Source organism: Peribacillus sp. Bi134, assembly GCF_918698065.1.
Lineage (GTDB): Bacteria > Bacillota > Bacilli > Bacillales > DSM-1321 > Peribacillus.
In genome coordinates this window covers 24,671-48,309 of sequence record NZ_CAKKLN010000002.1, presented here as the reverse complement: position 1 = coordinate 48,309, position 23,639 = coordinate 24,671, and the positions used below count along the sequence as shown (strand labels likewise).

Here is a 23,639-nt window from a genome sequence, read left to right as displayed (position 1 = left end):
CTCATATACCACTCTGTTTTGATGGATAAACAGAATTCAGAAAAAGAATCTTAACGACCTCATTAAACAAAGGTTATTATTCCTGGACGGATCATTTTGGCGTGGGTCGGATTATTCTGGAGGTAGGTCGAATTGTTCCCGGGGTAGGTCGAATTATGTCTTAGATAGGTCGAATTCTTCCTGTCCCCAGTTTTGAATAAAAAGAAGCGGGAAGACCGACTTTCGGTCTTCCCGCTTCTTACATTCAACACCCTTTAGTTCTTAAAGGCCTCTGAAACCTTCAGAAGTTTGCCTTTTACTTTCGTATTTTTCATCACTTTCAAGACAAGCGGTCCCTTTTCATTCAATATTTCCACATAAGAAACATTGTCCTGAATCGTAATGATCCCGATGTCCTCTGCATTCACTCCATCAATCTTAGCGATGGTTCCGACAAAATCCACAGCCCTGAGTTTCTTTTTCTTGCCGCCATTAAAATACAGCTTCATGATTTGTTTATTCAATTGTTCGCTTTTATCTTTTTTGATCTTTGGACGAGCTTCCAGTTTCGCTTCGAATTCCATTTTTTTATTGGAGACTTCCTCTTTTGAAGGAACAGCCATCTTAGGGATTTCAAAACCGATATATCCTTGGATTTCAGCAAGGAATTTATCTTCATACGGCGTCACAAAAGTAATGGCCTTTCCTTTTTTGCCGGCACGGCCCGTTCTTCCAGTCCGATGTACGTAACTTTCCTTTTCCAATGGCAGGTCATAGTTAATCACATGGGTTATATTGTCGATGTCAATTCCACGTGCAGCAACATCTGTCGCAACCAAATAGCGGAATTCACCTCTTCTGAATTCATTCATCACTGCAAGGCGATCTTCCTGAAGCATGCCGCCGTGAATCATATCACACGGATACTCCAGCTCCAGCAGCTGTTCACATACTTGGTCCACCCTGTCTTTTGTCCGGCAGAAAATGATGCAGCTATCGGGGTTTTCCGTGATGGTGACGTCCCTAAGCAGGGAAAATTTATCATCTTCCTTCACTTCAATAAGTGCATGTTCAATTTTCTCCGTCGTTAATCCCTTTGCTTTGATTTCAATATCCAAAGGATCTTTCATATATTGCTTGCATAGCTTTTTTATACTCTCAGGTAACGTAGCAGAGAACAGCATGGTTACTCTATCTTTCGGAAGCTCTTTAATAATGGCTTCCACTTGTTCAATGAAGCCCATATTCAGCATTTCATCCGCTTCATCAATAACTAAATGAGTTAAGCGTTCCAAGGCGAATGTCCCTTTTTCGATATGATCCAGAACACGTCCCGGGGTTCCAACGACTACATGGCTTTTTTGTTTCAATTCCGCTTTTTGGAGTGCGAATGGATGTTTTCCATAAACCGCAGTAGCCTTTATCCTCTTTAACCTGCCAATATTCGTAATATCCTCTTTAACCTGCACGGCAAGCTCACGTGTCGGTGTTAAAATAAGCGCCTGAGGCTTATTCTCCTCCCAATCGACCATTTCGCAGATCGGTATGCCGAATGAAGCGGTCTTGCCGCTTCCCGTTTGTGATTTAACGACAAGATCACGCCTTTTCAGCGCCACTGGAATCACTTCACGCTGCACCTCGGTTGGATGTTGATATCCCAAGCTTTCTAATGCCCTTACAATTTCATCGCTTAATGTATAATCAGTAAAACTCAATTCATTCATATAACAGCCTCTTTTGTTGTTTAGTATGTTGCCTTATTGTTTCCATAATCGTAATTTCCTTATACAGAGTTCTATTATACGCGATATGCATCGATAAACCTTGTAATATCCAAATCCAATTACCTTATTTCAATATAATGTAGCGTCCGTCTTCATTAAAACAAGGGTCATCAGGATCTCATGATCCGAGTTAATCAAAATGGACCCTGCTTCTTTCAATATGCTAAAATATGTATGAAATTGCGGAAAATAGGGTGTAGATTCTAACCGAAGTCCAAAAGGAGAGCTGATTTATGATAATCGTAACGAATAGAATCAGAGTCAAAAAAGGGATGGGCGCAGTCATGGCCCCAGGATTTACTGCACCAGGTCCACTTGATACTATGGAAGGCTTCGTAAAAGTTGAAGTATTATTAACGCAGAATTTGTCGGATTACGATGAACTGAGCGTTAATATGTATTGGGAAAACCTTGATAACTTTACTGCTTGGAGAAATAGCGATGCATTCAAAGCTGCACATAAACGGCCTGAACCTGGTTCCGGTGATGCAAAAAAAGAATCTCCAATTCTAGGCAGCGAGCTTACAACGTATGAAGTCGCCTCGGTAAAGGAAATAGCCAAATAATGAAATCACGCCAAAAGAGGCCGCAAAATATGCGGCCTCTTTTTGTTTTATCTTAATGGATTTACTTAGCTTCAGCCTTCTTGATTTGTTTGCTTCTAAGCTGACCGCAAGCCGCATCAATATCCGTTCCATGTTCTTGGCGAATTTTACAATTTACGCCTCTCTTTTTCAGCGTATCATAAAACGAGAGAACGGACTCTTTTTCACTTCTTTGGTATTGACTATGCTCATCTACAGGATTATATGGGATCAGATTGACATAGAGGCGATGTTTTTTGTCCTCAAGTAGATTGGCGAGTTGCTCGGCTTCTTCTTGGTGGTCATTGACATCTTTCAATAGGATATATTCAATCGTAATTCTCCTATTCGTTTTCTCTAAATAATAATCAAGAGATTTCATCAACTTTTCTATCGGAATACCTCGATTTATTTTCATGATTCGTGTCCTGAGTTCATTGTTCGGCGCATGCAATGAGATGGCCAAATTCACCTGTAATTGGGTATCGGTGAATTCATAAATCTTATTGGCAAGACCGCTCGTCGAAACAGTAATGCGCCTAGCCGCGATGGCAAGACCCTTATGGTCCATGAGCACCTTCAAAAAGTCTATCATATTTTCAAAGTTATCGAACGGTTCGCCAATACCCATTACAACAACATGGCTTACAACATCCCCTTGTTCCAATTTATCCAGATGCAGTTGAACGTTCATGATTTGTTCCACTATTTCCCCGCTGGATAAATCACGGCTTTTGGCCAATAATCCACTGGCACAGAAACTGCAGCCAATATTGCAGCCCACTTGGGTGGTGACACAAACTGAAATTCCGTATTTATGTCTCATCATAACCGTTTCGATAAGGTTTCCATCCTGTAATTTAAACAGAAACTTGATCGTACCATCTGCTGATTCTTGCTTAACGTGCTCAGTCAAAGTCTGGATGACAAAGTGCTCTTCAAGTAATTTTATGCAGTCTTTATTAACATCCGTCATCTCAGAGAAATTCGTCACACGTGTTCTATAAAGCCACTCCCAGACTTGGGAAGCTCTGAATTTTTTATGGCCATGGTCCAAAAGCCATGCTGTCAATTGTTCGAATGTTAAACCATAAATGGACTCTTTATTCATTCGTTACCCTCTTTTCATTACATTAAAATTTAAAATGTTAACTCTTTAACCTTACGGGGAATTCCCCCGGAATCAGTTCTTATTTATGATACGGTTCATTTCTATTTATCCGAAAAGCCCGATATATCTGCTCCACTAGAACCAGTTTCATTAATTGATGAGGAAAGGTCATTTTCGAGAAGGAAAGGGCATAATCACTTCTTGATAACACCTCGGTGCCAAGCCCAAGCGACCCGCCAATGATAAAAGCAATTTTGCTCTTTCCATAGGTGGCAAGCTGATCCATATGAGTGGCCAGCTGCTCTGAAGTAAGCTGTTTTCCACTGATCTCAAGCGTTATTACGTAGGTGTCCGGGCTGACTTTCGCCAGGATTCGTTCACCCTCCTTTTGCTTTACAATGTCCATGTCCGCTGCACTCAGGTTCTCCGGAGCCTTTTCATCCGGTACTTCGACAAGTTCTATATTAGCATAGGCGCTTAACCTTTTTGTATATTCAGCAATTCCTTGCTTTAAGTATTTTTCCTTTAGCTTGCCAACAGTAATAATCGTTATTTTCATATATATCCTCTAGCTTTCATTAATGTTTTTACTATCAATTGTTGGATTTGCCTACCTATTATCATACCTTACAGTGACCTATAAGCAAAACAAGCATATCCTTTCCAATTTTTTAAAAATAAAAACCGCTGCCCCTGAAAGCGGCAACGGTAACTTTCATTATTTTTTAATGTATATTGAAGAAATTGGGCTGGACTTAGTTTGGATTTATGGTTGATTATTCGTACAACCAAAAGCTTGATTTAAACAATTCAACCCTCCAGTTTATTCTTCGGAAAATGTTAAGAACAGGTTACAAACATGTTATCCACAAAAGTTATCCACATATCCACAAAATCTATCCACATCTTGTATGGGAATATTAGTTCCCTACTAGATATATTGCCACGTTTCGACAATATTCACAGGTTGTTGATAACTGATTTTCTTCGGAAACCAGCGTTAAAACAGGATAGGTTTCACATTCGTATACCACTTCATCCAGCGCCATGTCAACGTGTTCCTGACAGCAATATAATTTCATCTTTCATGTCTCCTTTCCTCTTCATTATTCCCAGTACTTCCATTCCCAATTATCCACAAGTTACTTGAGATTCTTAATTTCAGGATATATCCACAGGTAATCGTAACAAAAAATAAGAAAAGCGCAAGGAAATAGAAAGGACAGCAGGCATTTTCTGCCCCCTGTCCTTTTATGCTTTAAATTTCGCTGCTTGAAAGCGTGACTTCCGTAGTCTCTTTCTTTCCGTCACGGTAATAAGTGATTTTAACTTTATCACCGACTTGTTTTTCATTGTAAAGGTATTTTCTTAATTCCACGACATCATGGATTTTTTCATTATCCATTCCAACTACGACGTCAAATTCCTTCAATCCTGCTTTGGATGCTGGTGAGTTGCTTTGAACGCCTGTTATCGCAACGCCAAATGTAACTTTCCTTGGCAGCTTTAATGTATTTTGTTGATGGTATTGGGAAATTTCTTCTACAGATGCCAAGTTCACACCCAAGAAAGCACGTTTCACTTCACCAAATTCCTCTATATCATTAATAATCGGGATAACTGAATCGATTGGGATGGAAAGACCGATTCCTTCCACTGCATTTTCTGCAATCTTCATCGAATTTATTCCGATGACCTGCCCTGACATATTAACGAGTGCCCCCCCGCTGTTACCAGGATTAATCGCTGCATCGGTCTGAATGACCTCCGCATTCCAATCCACTTGGCCGTCCTCATTGATATCCACCTCTATCGTGCGCTCCAAACCGGAGATGATCCCTTGTGTGATCGATCCAGAGAATTGAAGGCCTAATGGGTTACCAATGGCAATTACGGGCTCACCAGGTTTCAATTTGCCGGATTTTCCGAATTCTGCAATGGTCTTGATTTTATCACCATTCACGACAATGACGGCTAAATCTGTCCATGGGTCACTGCCTTGTAGTTCAGCTGGCAATTTGGTGCCATCACTTAATGTCACTTCCAGTTCATTCGCGCCTTCAATTACGTGATTATTCGTGACGATATAGGCCTTGCCGCCATCTTTTTTGTAGACGACTCCCGAACCTGTGCCGGCTTCTGCCGAACTGTCCTCGGCGTTGCTCCCTTGACCCCAGAAGTTCGTTTCCTGAATGTTAGTGATGCCGACCACTGCGTCGCTGGCTTTATCAACGGCATTGGTGACGGCACTTGTTACATCCACAGTAAGGTTTTGCTGAGCCTGCTCCGTGGACTCACTTCCCGTTGATTTTTCCGTTGTAATTTCGTTATCATCGTTATTTAACAGTCCACTTCCCGGAAAGGCCAATAAAATAAGTAAGGCCCCGATAATGGCGCCCCCCAAGCCTGCTAGAAAATAGCTCGTATGGCTCTTTTTCCGTTTATTTTGGTTCTCATCATTCTGATCATAATAACCCAAGACCGCCCCATCCTCTCATTTTAGGAATGAATTATAGCAATTCTATTGTTTGGTATCCTCCCTCAATTATACTCAATTACCGAAATTTTTCTAAAAAAATGCATGCTTTTATTTAAGGGAAACTTAAAATTGACTAATATACAGCCATTCACCTTTTACCTATACAGTTCTAACCAAACGATACCCCTTTTAATCCGATTCGTAACTTACAATTTGAAATTATTAAAAATAAAAAGGAATGAACAAGGTATCCCTCATCCATTCCTTATATTTTATAATGTAACAAGTTCCGTTGGTCTTTTCGGGTCAGTATCATATAAGGAAAACTGTTCCCCGACAATGATCCCCTTTGTCTTTAACGTTTGTTCCACCGACATTCTTGCTAGATCCTTCATATTGTTATCAAGGCTTAAGTGGGCCAAGTAAATCCGCTTGGTCTTATCACCGGCCACTTCACTCATGGCTAGGGCGGCGTCTTCATTACAAACATGTCCGACATCACTTAAAATTCGGCGCTTGATGCTCCATGGATATTTTCCCATCCTCAGCATGGACACATCATGGTTACTTTCGAATACATATGCATCGGCATTAGAGATGATTCCTTTCATCCGATCACTTACGTACCCTGTATCGGTAATGACCACAAGTTTCTTATCTTCATGATGAAAGACGTAAAACATCGGCTCTGCCGCATCGTGTGAAACGCCAAAAGATTCTATATCAAGGCTGCCAAATGTTTTGACCTGTTCCATTTCAAATGTGAATTTTTGTTCGGTTGCAATTTCACCGATTGATCGATCCATGGCATTCCATGTTTTTGCATTCGCATATATCGGGAGTTTATGTTTTCTGGCAACCACGCCAAGACCTTTAATATGGTCGCTGTGTTCATGGGTAACAAGGATACCGGATAGCTTTGACATATCACGGCCTATATCCTGAAACAACGCTTCCAGGGCTTTACCGCTTAAGCCGGCATCGACAAGGAATGATTGATCCTCCGTTTCCACGAAAAAGGCATTTCCTGTACTCCCGCTTGCGAGAACACTAAAATGCATTGTCATCTATACTCACTCCAGTATTTTTTCTTCTGTATTCAATTCAATGACCTCTCCATCAAAAGCGTTCACGAAGAGATCCGTTTCGTCATCAATGACCACCCACCATGTTGGCACAAGTAAATGTGACACAGATGTCGTCTGCAGCGAATTGTAAAAACCTAATTTTATATTCGTGACTTTGCTTTTGGGGGCGATATCGCCATTATCATACAATTCTCCAATAGCAGTTAAAGCAGATACCAATTCTTTAGGTTTGTTGAATTTTTCGATCCCCTCTAAATACATCTGTTCATAGGAGACGATTTCACCCTTCTTGTTCAGATATAAAGTGACCTTCCCCTTACTATTATTATAAAACATCTTTTTATCTGCCACCTGATAGCAGATTATGGTCTGGCTGATTTCATCATAGCTCCAAAAATGATACTCACTTCCATTTAATATATACTCCTTCAGGAATATATCCACGTCAGCAGCATTAATTTCCGCTTTCATGCCAACCGGTATCTTAAATGTACCCACAAGGTTCTTATCATCGATGATTTTTGCTTTTTGATTCTTTAGGTGCTGTATATCTTTCTTCTCGAAGGTCTTGCTTTGGGCTATCAGGAATTGATCCTTCAACTTTTGTTTCGGAAGTGGGGTTTCTATTGAAATCTCATCTTCTTTCAAAAGTTCATCCGTAAGAGGCTCCGTAAAGCTTTCTAATTGGGAGTCATTAATCTTTTCCAGGAATTGATAAAGAAGAAAAATATTCAAAATGAAGAAAACCATGATGAATATCGACTTTGTATTATTCCAATCCACTTTGATCGCCTCCTTCTTCAAAAGGCACAATAAACCATTTATCGCCTACACGATAATACCAAGTGGGTTCTAGTGTAACTAGAGTCACAAGTTTGGAATCGAGGGATTTATTCAATCTATAACCTATCGAGATGTCCTCCACGCTTTTGAAATCGATATTATCTTTCGATTTCAGCTGTTTCAATACTTCTTTTCCGCTTGCTAAGGTCACTGCGGCTCCTTCTGACGGGAGGACTGAGTCAAGTGAAAAGTACGGGCGGTCATAGCTATAAATTTCTTCTTTCCCCCAAATTTGCTCGATTTCAGTCATTCCGTAATCATTGAAGGTCGGATAACCATTCACGAATAAGCGGAATACCACTCGTTGTTCATTCTCAGACATGTAGGCAAAGCGGTAATTGTTATCTTCCCAACCAGCATGATCATTGATGAAATCGATGCTTTTTTGCAGAAGGTCACTGGAACTGCCGAAAAACTTGCTCTTTTGTGCCGGATTGATATAAGAAATTAAGTAATTCTCTTTATTGACCGTCATTAGTCTTGTTCCATCCGTGTATTCCTCACCGACCGAAACGGATTCCTGGCGTACGAACTTCGGATAATTAAATAATGCATTTTTCAAGTTTCCAATATCCAAATAGTCAATATAATACTCAAGTCTGTTGATCTCCACTGGATTTTCCGGGACGAACAGCGTCCTTTTGCTGTTTATCGTTTCGGCCGTGTATTCAGGGTGCTTATCGTAGGAATCCCTATAAAATGAATCCATGAAATTCCTAAGTTTTTTAGAGTTCACCATGCCTTGATAAATCTTCTCTTGATCGTAGGAAACAAAATAAACGGCAGATTCATTTCCGCTGATATCCTTTTGTTTAATGATGATTCGGTCAAATGAAAATTTAGGCACTTCCTTATCCGTAATATTCAATACCGTTTTATAAAGGGCGATGGGTATATCATCGGAAAATTCGATTTCAATCGACCCATCTTCATGGACAAAATCATCAAATTTCCTTTGCAGCCTGTTTACGGATACCTCTTTTAAGCCTCTGAAACGCCATTGCGTAAATTCTTTTTCCATTTCATTCATTTCTGCCGGATTGGAAGTCTGGAAATGCTGCCCATTGCCATGGAAAAGGATACTGACTGGTTTAATGACATCACTGACAATCTGGACATCGCTTTTAATCTTTATAAATTCCGACGATTGTTCAAATGGATCATATTCAGGCTCGTAAGTCCAAATGCTCCATGTCAAAAAAATGCTTGTCCCAACCAAAATAATCAGTATGATACTTTTTGCACGTTCAAAATTCATGACCAATCATCCTCTTCTTCCTGTTCGTAAGGAAGTGTAAAGAACACGGTAGTTCCTTTTCCATCCACACTTTCCGCCCATATTTTCCCGCCATGCGCCACGACCATCTCTTTTGCAATCGCTAAACCAAGCCCTGTCCCGCCTAAGTTACGGGCCCTTGCTTTATCCACACGGTAGAAGCGGTCGAAAATTTTATCAATGACGTTTTTCGGGATACCCACTCCTTGATCTGTAATGCTCACAATGATAAAGCCATCAGATGCCCTGACGCGGAAAGTCACTTGACCCCCTTCAGGTGAGTACTTTAATGAGTTGGAGATTACATTATAGAGAACCTGGGTAATTTTATCTTCATCAATATCCACAAAATAAGCTTCCTTCGGCAAATCACGCTTAAACGTGATGTCATCATTTTTCGTCATTTCAAAACGATCGATGATGTGGTCATAGAATTTATTGAAATTCACCCAGCCTGTTTTAAGCCTGTAATCTTTACTGTCCATTTTCGAAAGCTGTAACAGATCATTAACAAGCCTGATCATCCGCTCCGTTTCATTTTGGGTAACACTTAAAAAGGATGGAGCGATCTCCTCGTCCTTCCATGCACCTTCAGCCAATGCCTCCAGGTAACTTCTCATCGTCGTTAGAGGAGTTCGCAATTCATGCGATACATTGGCAACAAATTCCCTGCGTTCACTCTCGATTTTTTCCTGCTCTGTTATATCATGCAAAACAGTAATCAAACCATTAACGAATCCCGTTTCCTTTTGAATGACCGAAAAGTTCCCCCTCAAAATGAAAGGCCGGTTTTTTTTGCTGTAATCAAGTATTACGGACTCTCGCTCTTCCAGTAAATCCTCAAATTTATACTCTTCTTCAAGACCCAAAACCTCAATGATCGGTTGATTCATGACGGTTTCACGCGAGACATTCAATAATTGTGCCGCCGGTTCATTAATCAAGTTCACCCGACCGCGCCTGTCCGTTGAAATTACGCCATCCGTCATATTGGCAAGTACAGATGATAGCTTACGCCGCTCTCCTTCTGTACTTGATTGCGACTCTTGAAGCTTTTTGGTCAAATTATTGAAAGTGACGGCAAGCTGGCCAATTTCATCATCGCCATATACCCTGACTTTTCTGGAGAAATTCCCTTTCGCCATCACCAGTGCCTGTTTTCTCATATCAGACATTGGCCTAGTGATCGTTCGTGCGAGCAGGATCCCCAAGATGGCCGTAATGACTAAGGCGATGGCCGTACCCGTCATGAAGATGCTATTGATTTCATCCATCTGCTCAAAGACATTTTCCATCTCAGCTATTACATAGACGGCGCCAATGACCTCCCCATTTGCTTCAACGGGTGTCGAAAGGACCCAGAGCCGTCTGCCTGTTTTCTTATCCCGGAATATATCATTATCTTCTTTTCCATAAATGAGCGTATTCTTAATAAGGACCTCTGTTGTCTTCTTCCCTACAATATCCTGGTTACCTGGGGCTGAAGTTCCGATCACGCGTCTGCTGCGGGTGTCGATGACACGTACTTCCGAAATATCATTCGATGAATTATCCCGGTCTGTCAATATCGTATCAATCGCTTCTTCGAGGGTTGGATCTTCCTCTCCCCTCTCTTTTTCCATTTCTTCACCAATGCTGTAGGTAAGCAGGTTAACGTGGCCTTTTATTGATTTCGTAAAGTTCCCAACAAGATTTTCTTCCAATTCCCCAACAAAATATACCCCGATTATTTGCATTGCTACGAAAATGAGCAAAACATAAATCAGAACAAATTTAAAATGGATTGAGCGAAAAAAACCAACCTTTTTCATAGAAACTACTCCTGTTCAGGGTTACGCAGGTAATAACCGACCCCTCTTCTAGTTACAATCCAGCCAGGATGGCTTGGATTGTCTTCAATCTTCTCACGAAGACGTCTGACCGTTACATCGACCGTCCTCACATCCCCGAAATAATCATAGCCCCACACGGTTTGCAATAAATGCTCCCTTGTCATGACCTGACCGATGTGCTTCGCTAAGTAATGAAGCAACTCAAATTCGCGATGCGTCAATTCAATCGTATCGCCCCGTTTGGAAACCACATAGGCATCCGGATGGATTGTGAGCGTTCCTATCGTAATTTCCTTCGGTTCATTTTCTTGATCGGGAACCGGAACAGCTTGCTGACGTCTTAGGTTCGCCTTAACGCGGGCAATTATTTCCCGGGTACTAAATGGCTTTGTCACATAGTCGTCTGCACCAAGCTCCAATCCTAAGACCTTATCTATCTCTGAATCTTTTGCCGTTAACATGATGATCGGCGTTTCATACTTCTTTCTTACTTCCCTGCAAACTTCCATCCCATCGCGCTGCGGCAGCATGATATCAAGTAAAATCAAATCAGGTTGCCGTTCTTCTACCATTTTGAGGGCTTCATTGCCATCATAAGCACAAAAAACTTCATAGCCTTCTTTTTTTAGATTGAATTGTAATATATCAGCAATTGGCTTTTCGTCATCCACTACCAGAATCTTTTTATCCATGTACTTATCTCCTTTTTAATAACTGAACTGAATCTATTAAAAACCGTGTCCTTATCCGGGACCTTATTCACTTTTCCTTCTGCTTGCACCAATCTTCGCAACCTAGTTCAGCAAACTTACATATATATACCCAATAAAAGGGGCTGAACACCGGAAATGAAAGCAAATTGTCTCTATTCTACTTTATCATTTTATAGGCATTAAATCACCTTTTTCCTATTATTCTCATCTATGTATGAAGCAGAAGAAGTCTTCGAATATTTTTCGAAGACTTCCACTGGTTACTGACTTATAAAGTTTAGCGGATTAACGAGAGACCCATTTTTATATATTTCAAAATGGAGGTGGACACCAGTCGAGTGCCCTGTTGAACCCATCATGCCGATTTTCATGCCTTTTTCAATCTTTTGTCCTGCTTTTACATCTATTGAATCCAAATGGGCATACACTGTCTTATATCCATTATTATGATTGATCGTTATCTTATTTCCATATCCTCCGGAGTTTCCTGCAGTTTCGATTATCCCATGATCTGCTGCCGTTATTGTCCTGGTGGTTGGCCGGGCAATATCAATACCTTTATGAAGTTTCCCCCATCGCTGGCCCTGCTTACTGGAAATATAGCCCCCATCTGCAGGCCATGAATATGTACCGCTTCCCTGTGAAGGAATGACCTTGGTGCCTTTTCTGGTAATTTCTGTTTTGGCTTTTTCCGTGACTTCTTTTTTTACGATCGTTTCACTGATTTTCTTTCCGTTTGTTTCAGATACATTATAGGTGAACGCAAGAATCCCCTCATTCCCTATTTGTTCAGTAATGATCTCGCCCTTAAGGAGTTCGTCATCCTCCTTCACTTTCTTTTGAAAAGGAATTCTCTCTTCCTTAAATACTTCTCTTTCTACCATAACGTTCAAATAGGGGGTACGCTGGGTCACATAGAGACGTTCGCCCTCTTTAACATCTTTGTTCTCATCCTGTCCCGGATTCAGCTCCAGCAGTTGACCCAGGTCCATATCATGCCTAGTGGCAATGGCTTCAAGGTCTTCATCTTCCTTAGCCTCATAGATTGTCGTTTCTTCCTTTCCTTCTTCTATCATGGAGAGGGTTTCATCGACGCTCTTGATTTCGTCTGGATATACCATTGTCTTTATAGACGTAACTGGAAGTGAAAATTCGATGTCCAGAATTCTACTTCCTGACTCTTTTAACGGATCCAAATCTTTTTCACTTTCTTTTTTACCTGATTCGTATTCAGCGTATTCCTCTTCATCTACATATAATAAAGTGATTTTCTCCAGAACGTCCTCGGCATCTTCCTTTGACGCAACATAAGCGACCGCCTGATTATCTATGTCGATTTCATACGCCTCTGCCTTCACATTCAACTGATCTTGAATTCCCTTAACAGCCTGATCCTCTTTTACCTCTTCATCGAATACCTCTTCAGGTACAAAAGTCAGCTGTGTCTCCTTATCGAATGTAAAGTCAGGATAGTCTTCCTGTGCTTCTTCTACTTTATCGGCTACGATCTTTTCGATCTCCGTTTCATCCGTGACACTTCCGACGAACTCATCGTTAAGATAAACATGCTGTATGGTTGCAGTTTCCGATAGCCCAGCAGCAGTTGCCCGATTTCCTGCAAGCACTAAAATGACGGAAACCATCAACATGATGATCCCCTTACCTTTTGAGCTAAACATATATTGTCCTCCTTAACGGCTCAGTCACCAATTAAGAAACTAATCAAATTTATTTCGAGTTTTATTAGTCCATTTTAAATATCAACATGCTCATGACTGATTGCTATAATGATTTTTTATCACTCATAACTCTACCATATTAAGAAAAAAAACAAGAAACAGACTTCATAATGTAATAGAACTGTATAAATGGTGACAACATGTACCAATAAATACGGTAATGGGAAAGTTTCAATAAACTGCGGAAAAGGGAGTGGACCTAAGCCCAGCAAGGCCAAAAGCGGTTTATATGCCGAATTGGTCTAAATTGGAATGTTACAAAATGTTAACAATCCATTAACAGTATTTCATTCAAAATACATCTGAATGCAAAACAAAAAAACGCCCTTAAGGAAAGGCGTTTATTAAAGGATGGCTCAGGACGGAATCGAACCGCCGACACAAGGATTTTCAGTCCTTTGCTCTACCGACTGAGCTACTGAGCCAAATATTCTATTTTAGTATAAAAATAAAATGGCGGTCCCGACGGGAATCGAACCCGCGATCTCCTGCGTGACAGGCAGGCATGTTAACCGCTACACCACGGGACCAGTAAAGAATTTATATAAAGAAGTGACCCATACGGGATTCGAACCCGTGTTACCGCCGTGAAAGGGCGGTGTCTTAACCGCTTGACCAATGGGCCGGAAAAAATGGTGAGCCATGAAGGATTCGAACCTTCGACCCTCTGATTAAAAGTCAGATGCTCTACCAACTGAGCTAATGGCTCGTTCTAATGAAATGTTTCTTTGCATGATGTGAACTTAACATCTGCAGCTTGTTAATCGCTTGTTCTATTGTGACGACGCTTTTGATAATATCATGGTTAGTATAGTTTAGGCAATAGTTTTTTGAAATAAAATTATTTTTTTCTTATCTTTTTCATTTTCCCTACAGTTTAATCCATTCATTCGGTATCCTGGACCTCCCGAACGTGACAGATGATGCATTGATCTTAATAACGAAAGAAGAGCCGGCAAAAAAAGCCAGCTCCTTTTTCATGAATTACGCTAGACGCCAAGGGCTTCTCACGATATTAGTTTGGTTGCGGTCAGGACCGACAGAGAAAGTGGTCAAAGGAATGCCTACCAATTGAGATACGCGCTCTACATAATGGCGAGCGTTCTCTGGAAGCTCATCCAATGATTTGCAGCCTGTGATGTCTTCTGACCAGCCTGGCAGCTCTTCATAGACTGGTTTACATTCGCCAATCGCTTTCAAAGTCGCTGGAACCTCATGAATGATCTCGCCTTTGTAGTCATAAGCCACACAAATTTTGACCGTATCAAGACCTGATAATACGTCAATAGAGTTCAATGATAAATCGGTAATCCCGCTGACACGGCGAGCATGGCGAACGACAACAGCGTCAAACCAGCCTACACGGCGTGGTCTGCCTGTAGTTGTACCATATTCCCGGCCAATTTCCCGGATTTGGTTGCCGACTTCATCATGTAATTCTGTAGGGAAAGGACCATCGCCCACACGGCTTGTATATGCTTTACATACTCCAACCACATGGTTGATTTTCGTAGGACCTACACCAGAACCGATCGTAACTCCACCTGCAACCGGGTTAGATGAAGTGACAAATGGGTATGTTCCTTGATCGATATCAAGCATAACACCTTGTGCGCCTTCGAATAATACCCGTTTTCCTTCATCAAGTGCGTCATTCAATACAACGGATGTATCACAAACATATTTCTGCACTTGTTGTCCGTACTCATAGTATTCTTCCAAGATATCTTCGATTTTGAAACCTTCCGTTTCATAGAAACGTTCAAACATACGGTTTTTTTCGACAAGATTTTGAGACAATTTTTCCTCGAAAATTTCACGGTCCAAAAGGTCTGCCATGCGGATTCCGTTACGAGCAGCTTTGTCCATATATGCAGGGCCGATTCCCTTTTTAGTCGTTCCAATTTTGTTGGCGCCTTTACGGTCTTCTTCGACTTCATCCAATTTGATATGGTAAGGAAGAATGACATGTGCACGGTTTGAAATACGAAGATTATCCGTACTCACCCCATGGCTATGTAAATAAGCAAGCTCCTCTACAAGAGCTTTTGGATCAACCACCATACCATTTCCAATGACACAAATCTTATCACTATAAAAAATCCCTGACGGAATTAAATGCAGTTTATAGGTAACGCCGTTAAATTTTATTGTATGTCCTGCATTATTCCCACCTTGATAACGAGCGATGGCTTCCGCATTCTGGGATAGAAAATCTGTTATTTTACCTTTACCTTCGTCTCCCCATTGTGTACCGACTACTACAACTGATGACATCTGAATAAAGCACCTCCAAAGGTTCACGTAATACCGATCATTAACCGGTTCTTATCAAACAAACCTATTTTATCAATAATCCAAACTGGAAGTCAATACAAAATCCGAACAATACACTTTTTAAAAAATTCTTTGTTCGTAAATATGAGAAATTTCTTTCCGGTTTTTTTGGATTGTCAAACATTATTGTACCCTCTGATTTCTTTTTCTATTATCATAACGCACTTTCTTTTTCCCGAAACAGAGAAAGCCCGCCATTGCATAATGGCAGGCAGTTTTCTATGCGCCGGGAGACATCGAATCATCATCGAAGCGGCGTTCAAGGTTAACGAATTTATTATATTCTTTCACGAATGCAAGCGAAACCGTGCCTACTGGACCATTACGCTGTTTCGCTATAATGATTTCAATGATATTTTTGTTCTCGGATTCTTTATCATAATAATCATCACGGTATAAGAATGCGACGATATCCGCATCTTGCTCGATACTCCCGGATTCCCGGATATCAGACATCATCGGGCGCTTATCCTGACGCTGCTCCACTCCCCGCGATAGCTGGGAAAGGGCGATGACGGGCACTTTAAGTTCACGAGCGAGCGCTTTGAGTGAACGTGAAATCTCGGATACCTCTTGCTGACGATTGTCGCCTGAACGACCATCTCCTTGAATTAATTGCAGGTAATCGATCAATATCATGCCAAGGCCATGTTCCTGCTTCAAACGACGGCATTTTGAACGGATTTCACCAATCCTCACACCTGGCGTATCATCGATATAAATGCCGGCATTCGACAAGCTTCCCATCGCCATCGTCAGTTTACGCCAATCCTCATCAGTTAAGGAACCTGTCCGTAAATTCTGAGCGTTGATATTCCCTTCAGCACAGAGCATACGCATAACGAGCTGCTCTGCACCCATTTCAAGACTGAAAATCGCTACATTCTCCTCCGTTTTGGTTGCAACGTTTTGAGCGATATTCAATGCAAAAGCGGTTTTACCAACCGAAGGACGGGCACCCACTATAATGAGGTCATTACGTTGGAACCCTGCTGTCATTCGATCCAGTTCAGCAAACCCTGTCGGTATTCCCGTGACATCCCCTTTACGGGTAGTCAAAATTTCTATGTTATCGTAAGTCGCAACCAATACATCTTTAATATTTTGAAAAGACCCGGAATTTTTACGCTGGGCCACTTCCATGATCGTTTTTTCTGCTTCCCCGAGCAGCTCCTCGACCTCGTCCTCGCGACTGTAGCCTTCCTGAGCGATATTGGTCGCTGTCCTGATCAAACGACGCAGCAATGACTTCTCCTCGACGATGCGGGCATAATATTCAATATTGGCGGCGGTAGGTACCGATCCGGCCAATTCACTTAAATAAGAAACACCGCCAACTTCTTCAAGGTTTTTTGTCGCAGCCAGTTCCTCTGTCACCGTAATCAAATCGACAGCTTTTCCTTCGTCATTCAATTTAAGCATCACATTAAAAATCTTTTGATGAGAGCTTCTGTAAAAGTCTTCCGGAATCAAAACTTCCGATGTAACGGTCAATGAAGAGGGCTCTAGAAAAATGGCTCCCAGTACAGCCTGTTCGGCTTCTATATTTTGAGGGGGAATCCTATCCTGAAATTGTTCTATCATATCTTAAAACCTCCCAATCTAAGAGGATACCTTTTATATGTTTCTAGTAAAAAAGAAAAAAGTGAAAGGACAACATGCCCAATCACATTTTTCGTCTATCTCTATTTTATCAATTTTTCACAGATATGAAACAGCTAAAATTAGTTAATTTCTTTCACATGCACAGTCAGTGTCGCAGTGACCTCAGGATGAAGCTTGACTGGAAGCTTTGTATGCCCTAAAGAACGGATGCCATCAGCAAGCTCCATTTTACGTTTATCAATCTTGATACCGTGTTTTTTCTGAAGCTCGGAGGCAATTTGTTTAGTCGTGATTGAACCGAATAAACGCCCGCCCTCACCGGCTTTGGCTGATAGTTCAACCGTTAACTTCTCCAGCTGCACTTTCAATTCTTCAGCTTGCTGCAGCTCCTCTGCTGCAAGTGATTCTTCTTTATTTTTCTGGGCTTCCAAAGTTTTTACATTTGAATTATTTGCTTCAACCGCCAATCCTTGTTTAAGCAGGAAATTATGTGCATAACCATCTGCAACATTTTTAACTTCCCCTTTTTTCCCTTTACCTTTTACGTCTTTAAGAAATATCACTTTCATTCTTTATGTCCCCCTTCTAAATATTCATCAATAGCTGCTTTCAATCGACTTTCGGCCTCATCAATGGAGCATACCTGCTGGGTGGCGGCATTTGTTAGATGTCCGCCTCCATTCAACATTTCCATGATCACCTGTACATTGATATCACCGAGAGAGCGCGCACTTATGCCAACTGTATCATCAGATCGCTTAGCCATTACAAAGGAAGCGACAACGCCATCCATGGTCAATAGGGTATCCGCAGCCTGAGCGATGAGCACCTGATTATGAACCTGATCGGTTTTTGCCGCTGCAATGGCAATTCCCTTTTTATAAAAGATGACTTCTTCAATGAGCTTCGAACGTTTGATATAAGTGTCCACGTCTTCTTTTAAGAATTTCTGGACAAGTACCGTATCAGCCCCATGCGCCCTTAGATAAGAGGCGGCATCGAAAGTGCGTGAACCCGTTCTCAAGGTGAAGCTTTTCGTATCGACGATGATACCCGCAAGAAGCGCCGTCGACTCCAGCATATCAATCTTTGAGCGTTTCGGCTGATATTCAAGCAGTTCGGTCACAAGTTCTGCCGTTGAAGACGCATATGGCTCCATATAGACGAGCAATGAGTTCTTGATGAACTCCTCACCCCGGCGATGATGATCGATGACCACAACCTTATCGATCCTATTCAATAGCCGCTCTTCAATTACCATGGAAGGTTTATGCGTATCAACCACAACCAGCAGCGTCTCATCCGTAATCATTTCAAATGCATCATCAGGTGTTATGAACCGGGCATACAGCTCTTCTTTATTTTTGATCTCTTCCATTAAACGAAGGACGCTGCTATCGAGCTGCTGGGTGTTGATGACAATATAGCCTTCACGTTCATTCATTTGGGCAACCTTCAAGATGCCGATCGCTGAACCGATTGCGTCCATATCCGGGTTTTTATGGCCCATGACAATGACTTTATCGCTATCAAGTACTATATCCTTCAATGCATGCGAAATAACACGGGCACGGACCCTCGTGCGTTTTTCCATCGGATTGGTTTTGCCGCCATAGAATTTCACTTTTCCATTCGCTTGCTTTATGGCTACCTGGTCACCGCCACGTCCTAAAGCGAGATCCAGGCTGGACTGTGCAAGCGTACCTAGTTCCGGCAAGGATGACACGGCCGAGCCGACACCGATGCTCAAGGTCAATGGCACATTTTGCTTGGCCGTCGTTTCCCTGATTTCATCCAAAATCGAGAATTTCCCCTTTTCAAGCTGCTGAAGGATATGCTCATTAAAGACAGCGATGAATCGTTCCGAGGAAACCCGTTTAAAGAAAACGCCATTATCCCTTGCCCATTTATCAAGAAGAGAGGTAACCAAGCTATTAATGCTGCTTTTACGCTGATCATCCATACCCTGGGTCAAGTCATCATAGTTATCAAGAAGAATGATCGCAATTGCCGTTCGCTCATCTTCATATAATTTCTCGATTTCCACTTGCTCCGTCACATCAAAAAAGTAAAGAAGCCTTTCATCACGCTTATGGACCACCTTGAATTTCCGATCGTGGAGCGTAAGTGTCTCTGTCTCGATCTCTTGCTTGATTAACGGTACTATCGAGTCCGCAACATCGTATAGCGATCTTCCTGCCAAGGAGTCTTCACTAAAACAGGAAGCCAGGAATGGATTGGTCCATTCAATGTAATAATCCTCATTAAAGAGCATGATCCCAATCGGCATTTCCAATAACGCTTCTTCGCCTACCTTCTTTAAACGGTAAGATAAAGTCGTTATATACTCTTCTGTCTTCCGTTGCTTTTTTTCTACCATTCTTAATGTTAAATAAAATAAACCAGCAAGAATCAATAATCCAACAAGTGCAATAACCCAATTATAATAAGCCAGGACGCCCAAAAGTAAAACGACCGCGGCGAGCACCCCATATAATGGGGACTTAATCGAGTATTCTTTCAAATAAGATGGCATAGTTTCAGCTCCTAAAAGCATCTGTTTTACAAAAAAGTCTTCTATTCCTTTTTCTTGATTGTCTCCCTAAATGGAAATCCTAAATCTATTATACCTAAAAACCGGACGGCCGTCGTAATAATCGGAATCGGCAGAAGCAAAGAAAAAACCACGATTAAAACAGGTATGGCCTTAACCCATGACTTAACATGAGCAATATAGAATATCAGGGAATACCCTTGTAATAATATGAAGAACTGCAGTATGAAAAATAGGTTCGTTATGGCCATATATACAAAACTGTTCTTGTCCGTATTCACAAAAAGAGCAAGAAGCATCGTAATTAAATAATACCATAAAAGGCTTTTCGGGAGTCGCAGATCTCGAAAATGTGGCCATTTTAACGCCTTATCACTGAATCTCTTCACAATGGGGTGCGCCGCAAGGAAAATCAATAAAACCATGATGACGGACATCAAGACGAATAAACTTGGCATCAGGGTGTTCATCATATCGATTGATTCATACATCCGCTTTTTGACTTGTTCCGTCGGTTCCTGTCCAAAAGAATCCATGATGCCGATTGAATTTTCAATGGACCCCTCAAGAATGTTCATCGATTCTTCTATGTAATTAACATCCGTTATCAAAACTGAAGCTGCATACATTAATAAAATGCCCCCCAGAAAGACAAGGACTGCGCTTATGAACATAGGTGCCATCGGTTTGTCCTTTTTCAAAAAATAGCCGATCGCAATTCCCGTCGCCCCCATTAGCAAGGTCAGCGGAACAGACAATATCGTCCCGATGAGGATCGACAATAGCGAGGCTACAAATAAGTAACCAAGGCTCCACGATAACTTTTGTTTGATTGTGACCAGTATGAATGGAATGGGTAAAAAGAAAGTAGTGAAAATACCCAATGGTGGGATTTGAATGGTGATGAACAATAAAATGCAATATAGTGCCAGAAGTGCTCCGCCCTCGGCAATTCGTCTCCCGCTATTCATCTTTATTTCACCCCCTGTTATTATTGATGTCTTTATCTCCATCTTTATATTGTATCCGTTACGGCCAGGATATTTCAAACATCACATTCTTTTTTAGGATATGATTATTTTTTCTGAGGAAAACGCGCGGATAACTTCCTTCTGAAATAAAAAAAACCGCAATTCAGCAGTTTTCAGGCAAAAGCGATAACTTATAAAAAAGGCACATTAAGGATAACTCCTCAATGTGCCAATTTATTATTCACCAGATACGTATGGTAGTAATGCCATAGTACGTGAGCGTTTAATAGCAATCGTTAATTTACGTTGATATTTAGCGCTTGTGCCAGTTACACGACGTGGTAAAATTTTACCGCGTTCTGAGACGAATTTTTTAAGAAGATCTGTATCTTTGTAATCAATTTTAGTGATTCCGTTAGATGTGAAATAACAAACCTTTTTACGCTTACCGCGTCCTTTACGTCCACCCATTGCCATAATATATTTCCCTCCCTGCTTTTTTGAATTTTCATTTTAAACGGCTGTTTAAAACGGAAGATCGTCATCTGAAATGTCGATTGTCTTACCGTCATTTGCAAATGGATCATCATCTACACGAGTGTAGTTGTTATTGCTCCGTTGATTCTGATTAGGATTTTGTCCATACGAATTGTTGTCATTTCCGTTATTACCATAACTTCTTTGACCTCCACCGTAAGAACCGCCTTCATTTCTTTCACCCGCTGAACTGCTTCGTGGTTCAAGGAATTGAACGCTCTCAGCCAGAATCTCCGTCACATATACGCGTTTGCCGTCTTGTCCTTCATAATTACGTGTTTGGACACGTCCATCCACGCCAGCTAAACTGCCCTTTTTCAAGAAGTTAGCTACATTTTCTGCCGGTTTACGCCAAACTACACAGTTAATGAAATCCGCTTCACGTTCACCCTGCTGATTCGTAAAACTACGGTTCACAGCCAAAGTAAAGGTAGCTACGGGAACCCCATTAGGTGTATATCGTAATTCAGGATCTTTAGTTAAGCGTCCTACCAAAACTACGCGATTCATCATCAGAATCAACCCCTAGGTTTCAAGCTTGTTTCATGTGAAACAAGATTAGAATTTATATAAATATTGAATTAAACTTCTTCTCTAGTAGCCATGTGGCGAATAATGTCTTCACTGATTTTAGCAAGACGATCGAATTCTTGAATCGCAGCACTTTCAGCGTTAACTTTAAGAAGCATGTAGTAACCATCACGGAAATCATTGATTTCGTATGCAAGACGGCGTTTACCCCATTCTTTTGCTTCTACTTCCGCACCATTATCAGAAAGGATTGTGTTGAAACGTTCAACTAAAGCTTTTTTAGCTTCTTCCTCAATGTTTGGACGGATGATATACATAATTTCGTATTTTCTCATCACTGTCACCTCCTTTTGGTCTAAGCGGCCCAATTGGGCAAGGAGCAATTATTTATAATTACTCACAAGATAAAATTATAGCATAGTTAAAGAGGCTTTGCAACGAACGGTTCGACTTATTACAATTAATTGTAATCTGATGATTCAAATCGCAAAAAAAAAGACCCTACATATGGAACGGTAGGGTCTTTGAATCTTAAACGTTAAAACGGAAATGGATAACATCGCCATCGTTAACGATGTATTCTTTTCCTTCCAAACGGACTTTACCCGCTTCTTTTGCAGCACCATGACTGCCCGCTTCAAGTAAATCGGTATAAGAAACCGTTTCGGCACGGATGAAACCACGTTCGAAGTCCGTGTGAATGACGCCTGCACATTGAGGGGCCTTCATTCCTTTTCGGAATGTCCAAGCACGCACTTCCTGTACACCAGCTGTAAAGTATGTTGCCAATCCAAGCAGATTATAAGAAGCACGGATCAACTGATCAAGACCTGACTCCTCGATGCCAAGTTCAGATAGGAACATTTCCTTTTCTTCACCTTCAAGCTCTGCAATTTCCTCTTCGATTTTTGCACAAATCACGATTACTTCGGCATTTTCCTTCGCAGCATATTCACGAACTTGCTGTACATATTCATTATCGTCAGCATTCGCCACTTCATCTTCGCTCACGTTCGCTACGTAAAGCGTCGGCTTCGCCGTAAGTAAATGCATGCCCTTCACGATTTTTTGCTGCTCTTCAGTAAACTCAACGGAACGTGCAGGCTTTTCATCTTCCAGTGCTTCTTTTAAAGCCACAAGGATTTCATGTTCTGCAACAGCGGCTTTATCTTTTTGCTTGGCCATTTTTCCGACACGGTCGATGCGTTTGACAACAGATTCCAAATCGGCAAGGATCAATTCAAGGTTGATGACTTCAATATCATCGATTGGATTTACTTTTCCGGAAACATGGGTAATGTTATCGTCTGCAAAACAACGGACGACTTGACAAATGGCATCAACTTGACGGATATGGGAAAGGAATTTATTACCCAATCCTTCTCCTTTACTTGCTCCTTTTACAATCCCGGCGATATCCGTGAATTCAAATGCTGTCGGAACCGTCTTTTTCGGTTTAACCAATTCAGTCAATTTTTGCAGACGGTGATCTGGGACTTCCACGATCCCGACATTAGGGTCGATCGTACAGAAAGGATAGTTGGCAGATTCCGCACCTGCCTGAGTAATTGCATTAAATAAAGTGGATTTACCTACGTTAGGTAAACCGACTATACCAGCTGTTAAAGCCATTTATATTTCACTCCTTCAAGATGATTCGTACATATGGGAAAAGA

General features: G+C 41.3%; 21 protein-coding genes and 4 tRNA genes. 1 reads left to right on the top strand and 24 read right to left on the bottom strand.

Features of this window, described 5'->3' with window-relative positions:
* Window positions 1-254: 254 nt before the first annotated feature.
* Window positions 255-1,703, bottom strand: coding sequence for a DEAD/DEAH box helicase (locus tag LQ188_RS03215; RefSeq protein WP_230176033.1), 1,449 nt, complete (start codon window positions 1,701-1,703; stop codon window positions 255-257).
* A gap of 293 nt (window positions 1,704-1,996) precedes the next feature.
* On the opposite strand from LQ188_RS03215, the gene LQ188_RS03210 reads away from it, so the two are divergent.
* Complete coding sequence (locus LQ188_RS03210; RefSeq protein ID WP_230176032.1) at window positions 1,997-2,329, top strand: heme oxygenase; 333 nt, start codon at window positions 1,997-1,999, stop codon at window positions 2,327-2,329.
* 61 nt (window positions 2,330-2,390) lie between these two features.
* Here LQ188_RS03210 and rlmN read toward each other — a convergent pair whose 3' ends face one another.
* From rlmN to ychF, 23 genes are all read right to left on the bottom strand, one after another.
* The gene (rlmN, locus tag LQ188_RS03205) at window positions 2,391-3,458 is read right to left on the bottom strand and encodes a 23S rRNA (adenine(2503)-C(2))-methyltransferase RlmN (protein ID WP_101223960.1); all 1,068 of its coding nucleotides are present in this window, start codon (window positions 3,456-3,458) and stop codon (window positions 2,391-2,393) included.
* Window positions 3,459-3,537: 79 nt separating this feature from the next.
* Window positions 3,538-4,017 carry a 23S rRNA (pseudouridine(1915)-N(3))-methyltransferase RlmH gene (rlmH, locus tag LQ188_RS03200; RefSeq protein ID WP_101223961.1) on the bottom strand — a complete coding sequence of 160 codons (480 nt, stop codon included), beginning with the start codon at window positions 4,015-4,017 and terminating at the stop codon, window positions 3,538-3,540.
* A gap of 361 nt (window positions 4,018-4,378) precedes the next feature.
* Window positions 4,379-4,540 carry a CxxH/CxxC protein gene (locus tag LQ188_RS03195; RefSeq protein ID WP_101223962.1) on the bottom strand — a complete coding sequence of 54 codons (162 nt, stop codon included), beginning with the start codon at window positions 4,538-4,540 and terminating at the stop codon, window positions 4,379-4,381.
* A gap of 176 nt (window positions 4,541-4,716) precedes the next feature.
* Entirely contained in the window at window positions 4,717-5,937 is a 1,221-nt protein-coding gene (locus tag LQ188_RS03190; RefSeq protein WP_230176031.1) for a S1C family serine protease, read from the bottom strand.
* 272 nt (window positions 5,938-6,209) lie between these two features.
* Entirely contained in the window at window positions 6,210-7,004 is a 795-nt protein-coding gene (locus LQ188_RS03185; protein WP_076368488.1) for an MBL fold metallo-hydrolase, read from the bottom strand.
* A gap of 6 nt (window positions 7,005-7,010) precedes the next feature.
* Window positions 7,011-7,808, bottom strand: coding sequence for a two-component system regulatory protein YycI (yycI, locus tag LQ188_RS03180; RefSeq protein WP_230176030.1), 798 nt, complete (start codon window positions 7,806-7,808; stop codon window positions 7,011-7,013).
* Window positions 7,795-9,126, bottom strand: coding sequence for a two-component system activity regulator YycH (gene yycH, locus LQ188_RS03175; protein WP_230176029.1), 1,332 nt, complete (start codon window positions 9,124-9,126; stop codon window positions 7,795-7,797). Before yycH ends, yycI begins: the two co-directional genes overlap by 14 nt.
* Window positions 9,123-10,955, bottom strand: coding sequence for a cell wall metabolism sensor histidine kinase WalK (gene walK / locus LQ188_RS03170; RefSeq protein WP_230176028.1), 1,833 nt, complete (start codon window positions 10,953-10,955; stop codon window positions 9,123-9,125). Before walK ends, yycH begins: the two co-directional genes overlap by 4 nt.
* 5 nt (window positions 10,956-10,960) lie before the next feature.
* Window positions 10,961-11,668 (bottom strand): response regulator YycF, encoded by a 708-nt coding sequence (yycF, locus tag LQ188_RS03165; protein WP_034316131.1) that lies wholly within the window; start codon window positions 11,666-11,668, stop codon window positions 10,961-10,963.
* 281 nt (window positions 11,669-11,949) lie between these two features.
* Window positions 11,950-13,368 (bottom strand): M23 family metallopeptidase, encoded by a 1,419-nt coding sequence (locus LQ188_RS03160; RefSeq protein ID WP_230176027.1) that lies wholly within the window; start codon window positions 13,366-13,368, stop codon window positions 11,950-11,952.
* Window positions 13,369-13,780: 412 nt separating this feature from the next.
* A tRNA-Phe gene (locus LQ188_RS03155) sits at window positions 13,781-13,853 on the bottom strand.
* 29 nt (window positions 13,854-13,882) lie between these two features.
* Window positions 13,883-13,958: transfer RNA gene (locus LQ188_RS03150), tRNA-Asp, on the bottom strand.
* Window positions 13,959-13,981: 23 nt separating this feature from the next.
* Window positions 13,982-14,053, bottom strand: a tRNA-Glu gene (locus LQ188_RS03145).
* 8 nt (window positions 14,054-14,061) lie between these two features.
* Window positions 14,062-14,137 (bottom strand) — tRNA-Lys (locus tag LQ188_RS03140).
* Between the two features lie 275 nt (window positions 14,138-14,412).
* Window positions 14,413-15,705 (bottom strand): adenylosuccinate synthase, encoded by a 1,293-nt coding sequence (locus LQ188_RS03135; protein WP_230176026.1) that lies wholly within the window; start codon window positions 15,703-15,705, stop codon window positions 14,413-14,415.
* Window positions 15,706-15,984: 279 nt separating this feature from the next.
* Entirely contained in the window at window positions 15,985-17,349 is a 1,365-nt protein-coding gene (gene dnaB / locus LQ188_RS03130; protein ID WP_034316139.1) for a replicative DNA helicase, read from the bottom strand.
* Window positions 17,350-17,489: 140 nt separating this feature from the next.
* Complete coding sequence (gene rplI / locus LQ188_RS03125; protein ID WP_101223970.1) at window positions 17,490-17,939, bottom strand: 50S ribosomal protein L9; 450 nt, start codon at window positions 17,937-17,939, stop codon at window positions 17,490-17,492.
* A complete protein-coding gene (locus tag LQ188_RS03120) occupies window positions 17,936-19,906 on the bottom strand; it encodes a DHH family phosphoesterase (RefSeq protein WP_063595549.1) in 1,971 nt (656 codons plus the stop codon). Before LQ188_RS03120 ends, rplI begins: the two co-directional genes overlap by 4 nt.
* Window positions 19,907-19,947: 41 nt before the next feature.
* Window positions 19,948-20,895 carry a YybS family protein gene (locus LQ188_RS03115; RefSeq protein ID WP_230176025.1) on the bottom strand — a complete coding sequence of 316 codons (948 nt, stop codon included), beginning with the start codon at window positions 20,893-20,895 and terminating at the stop codon, window positions 19,948-19,950.
* 237 nt (window positions 20,896-21,132) lie between these two features.
* Complete coding sequence (rpsR, locus tag LQ188_RS03110) at window positions 21,133-21,372, bottom strand: 30S ribosomal protein S18 (protein ID WP_053348323.1); 240 nt, start codon at window positions 21,370-21,372, stop codon at window positions 21,133-21,135.
* A gap of 48 nt (window positions 21,373-21,420) precedes the next feature.
* On the bottom strand, window positions 21,421-21,945 hold the full coding sequence (gene ssb, locus LQ188_RS03105) for a single-stranded DNA-binding protein (protein ID WP_057278276.1): 525 nt from the start codon (window positions 21,943-21,945) through the stop codon (window positions 21,421-21,423).
* A 68-nt stretch (window positions 21,946-22,013) separates the two neighbouring features.
* Window positions 22,014-22,298 carry a 30S ribosomal protein S6 gene (rpsF, locus tag LQ188_RS03100; protein ID WP_034316153.1) on the bottom strand — a complete coding sequence of 95 codons (285 nt, stop codon included), beginning with the start codon at window positions 22,296-22,298 and terminating at the stop codon, window positions 22,014-22,016.
* A 196-nt stretch (window positions 22,299-22,494) separates the two neighbouring features.
* A complete protein-coding gene (gene ychF, locus LQ188_RS03095; protein WP_034316156.1) occupies window positions 22,495-23,595 on the bottom strand; it encodes a redox-regulated ATPase YchF in 1,101 nt (366 codons plus the stop codon).
* Window positions 23,596-23,639 lie beyond the last annotated feature (44 nt).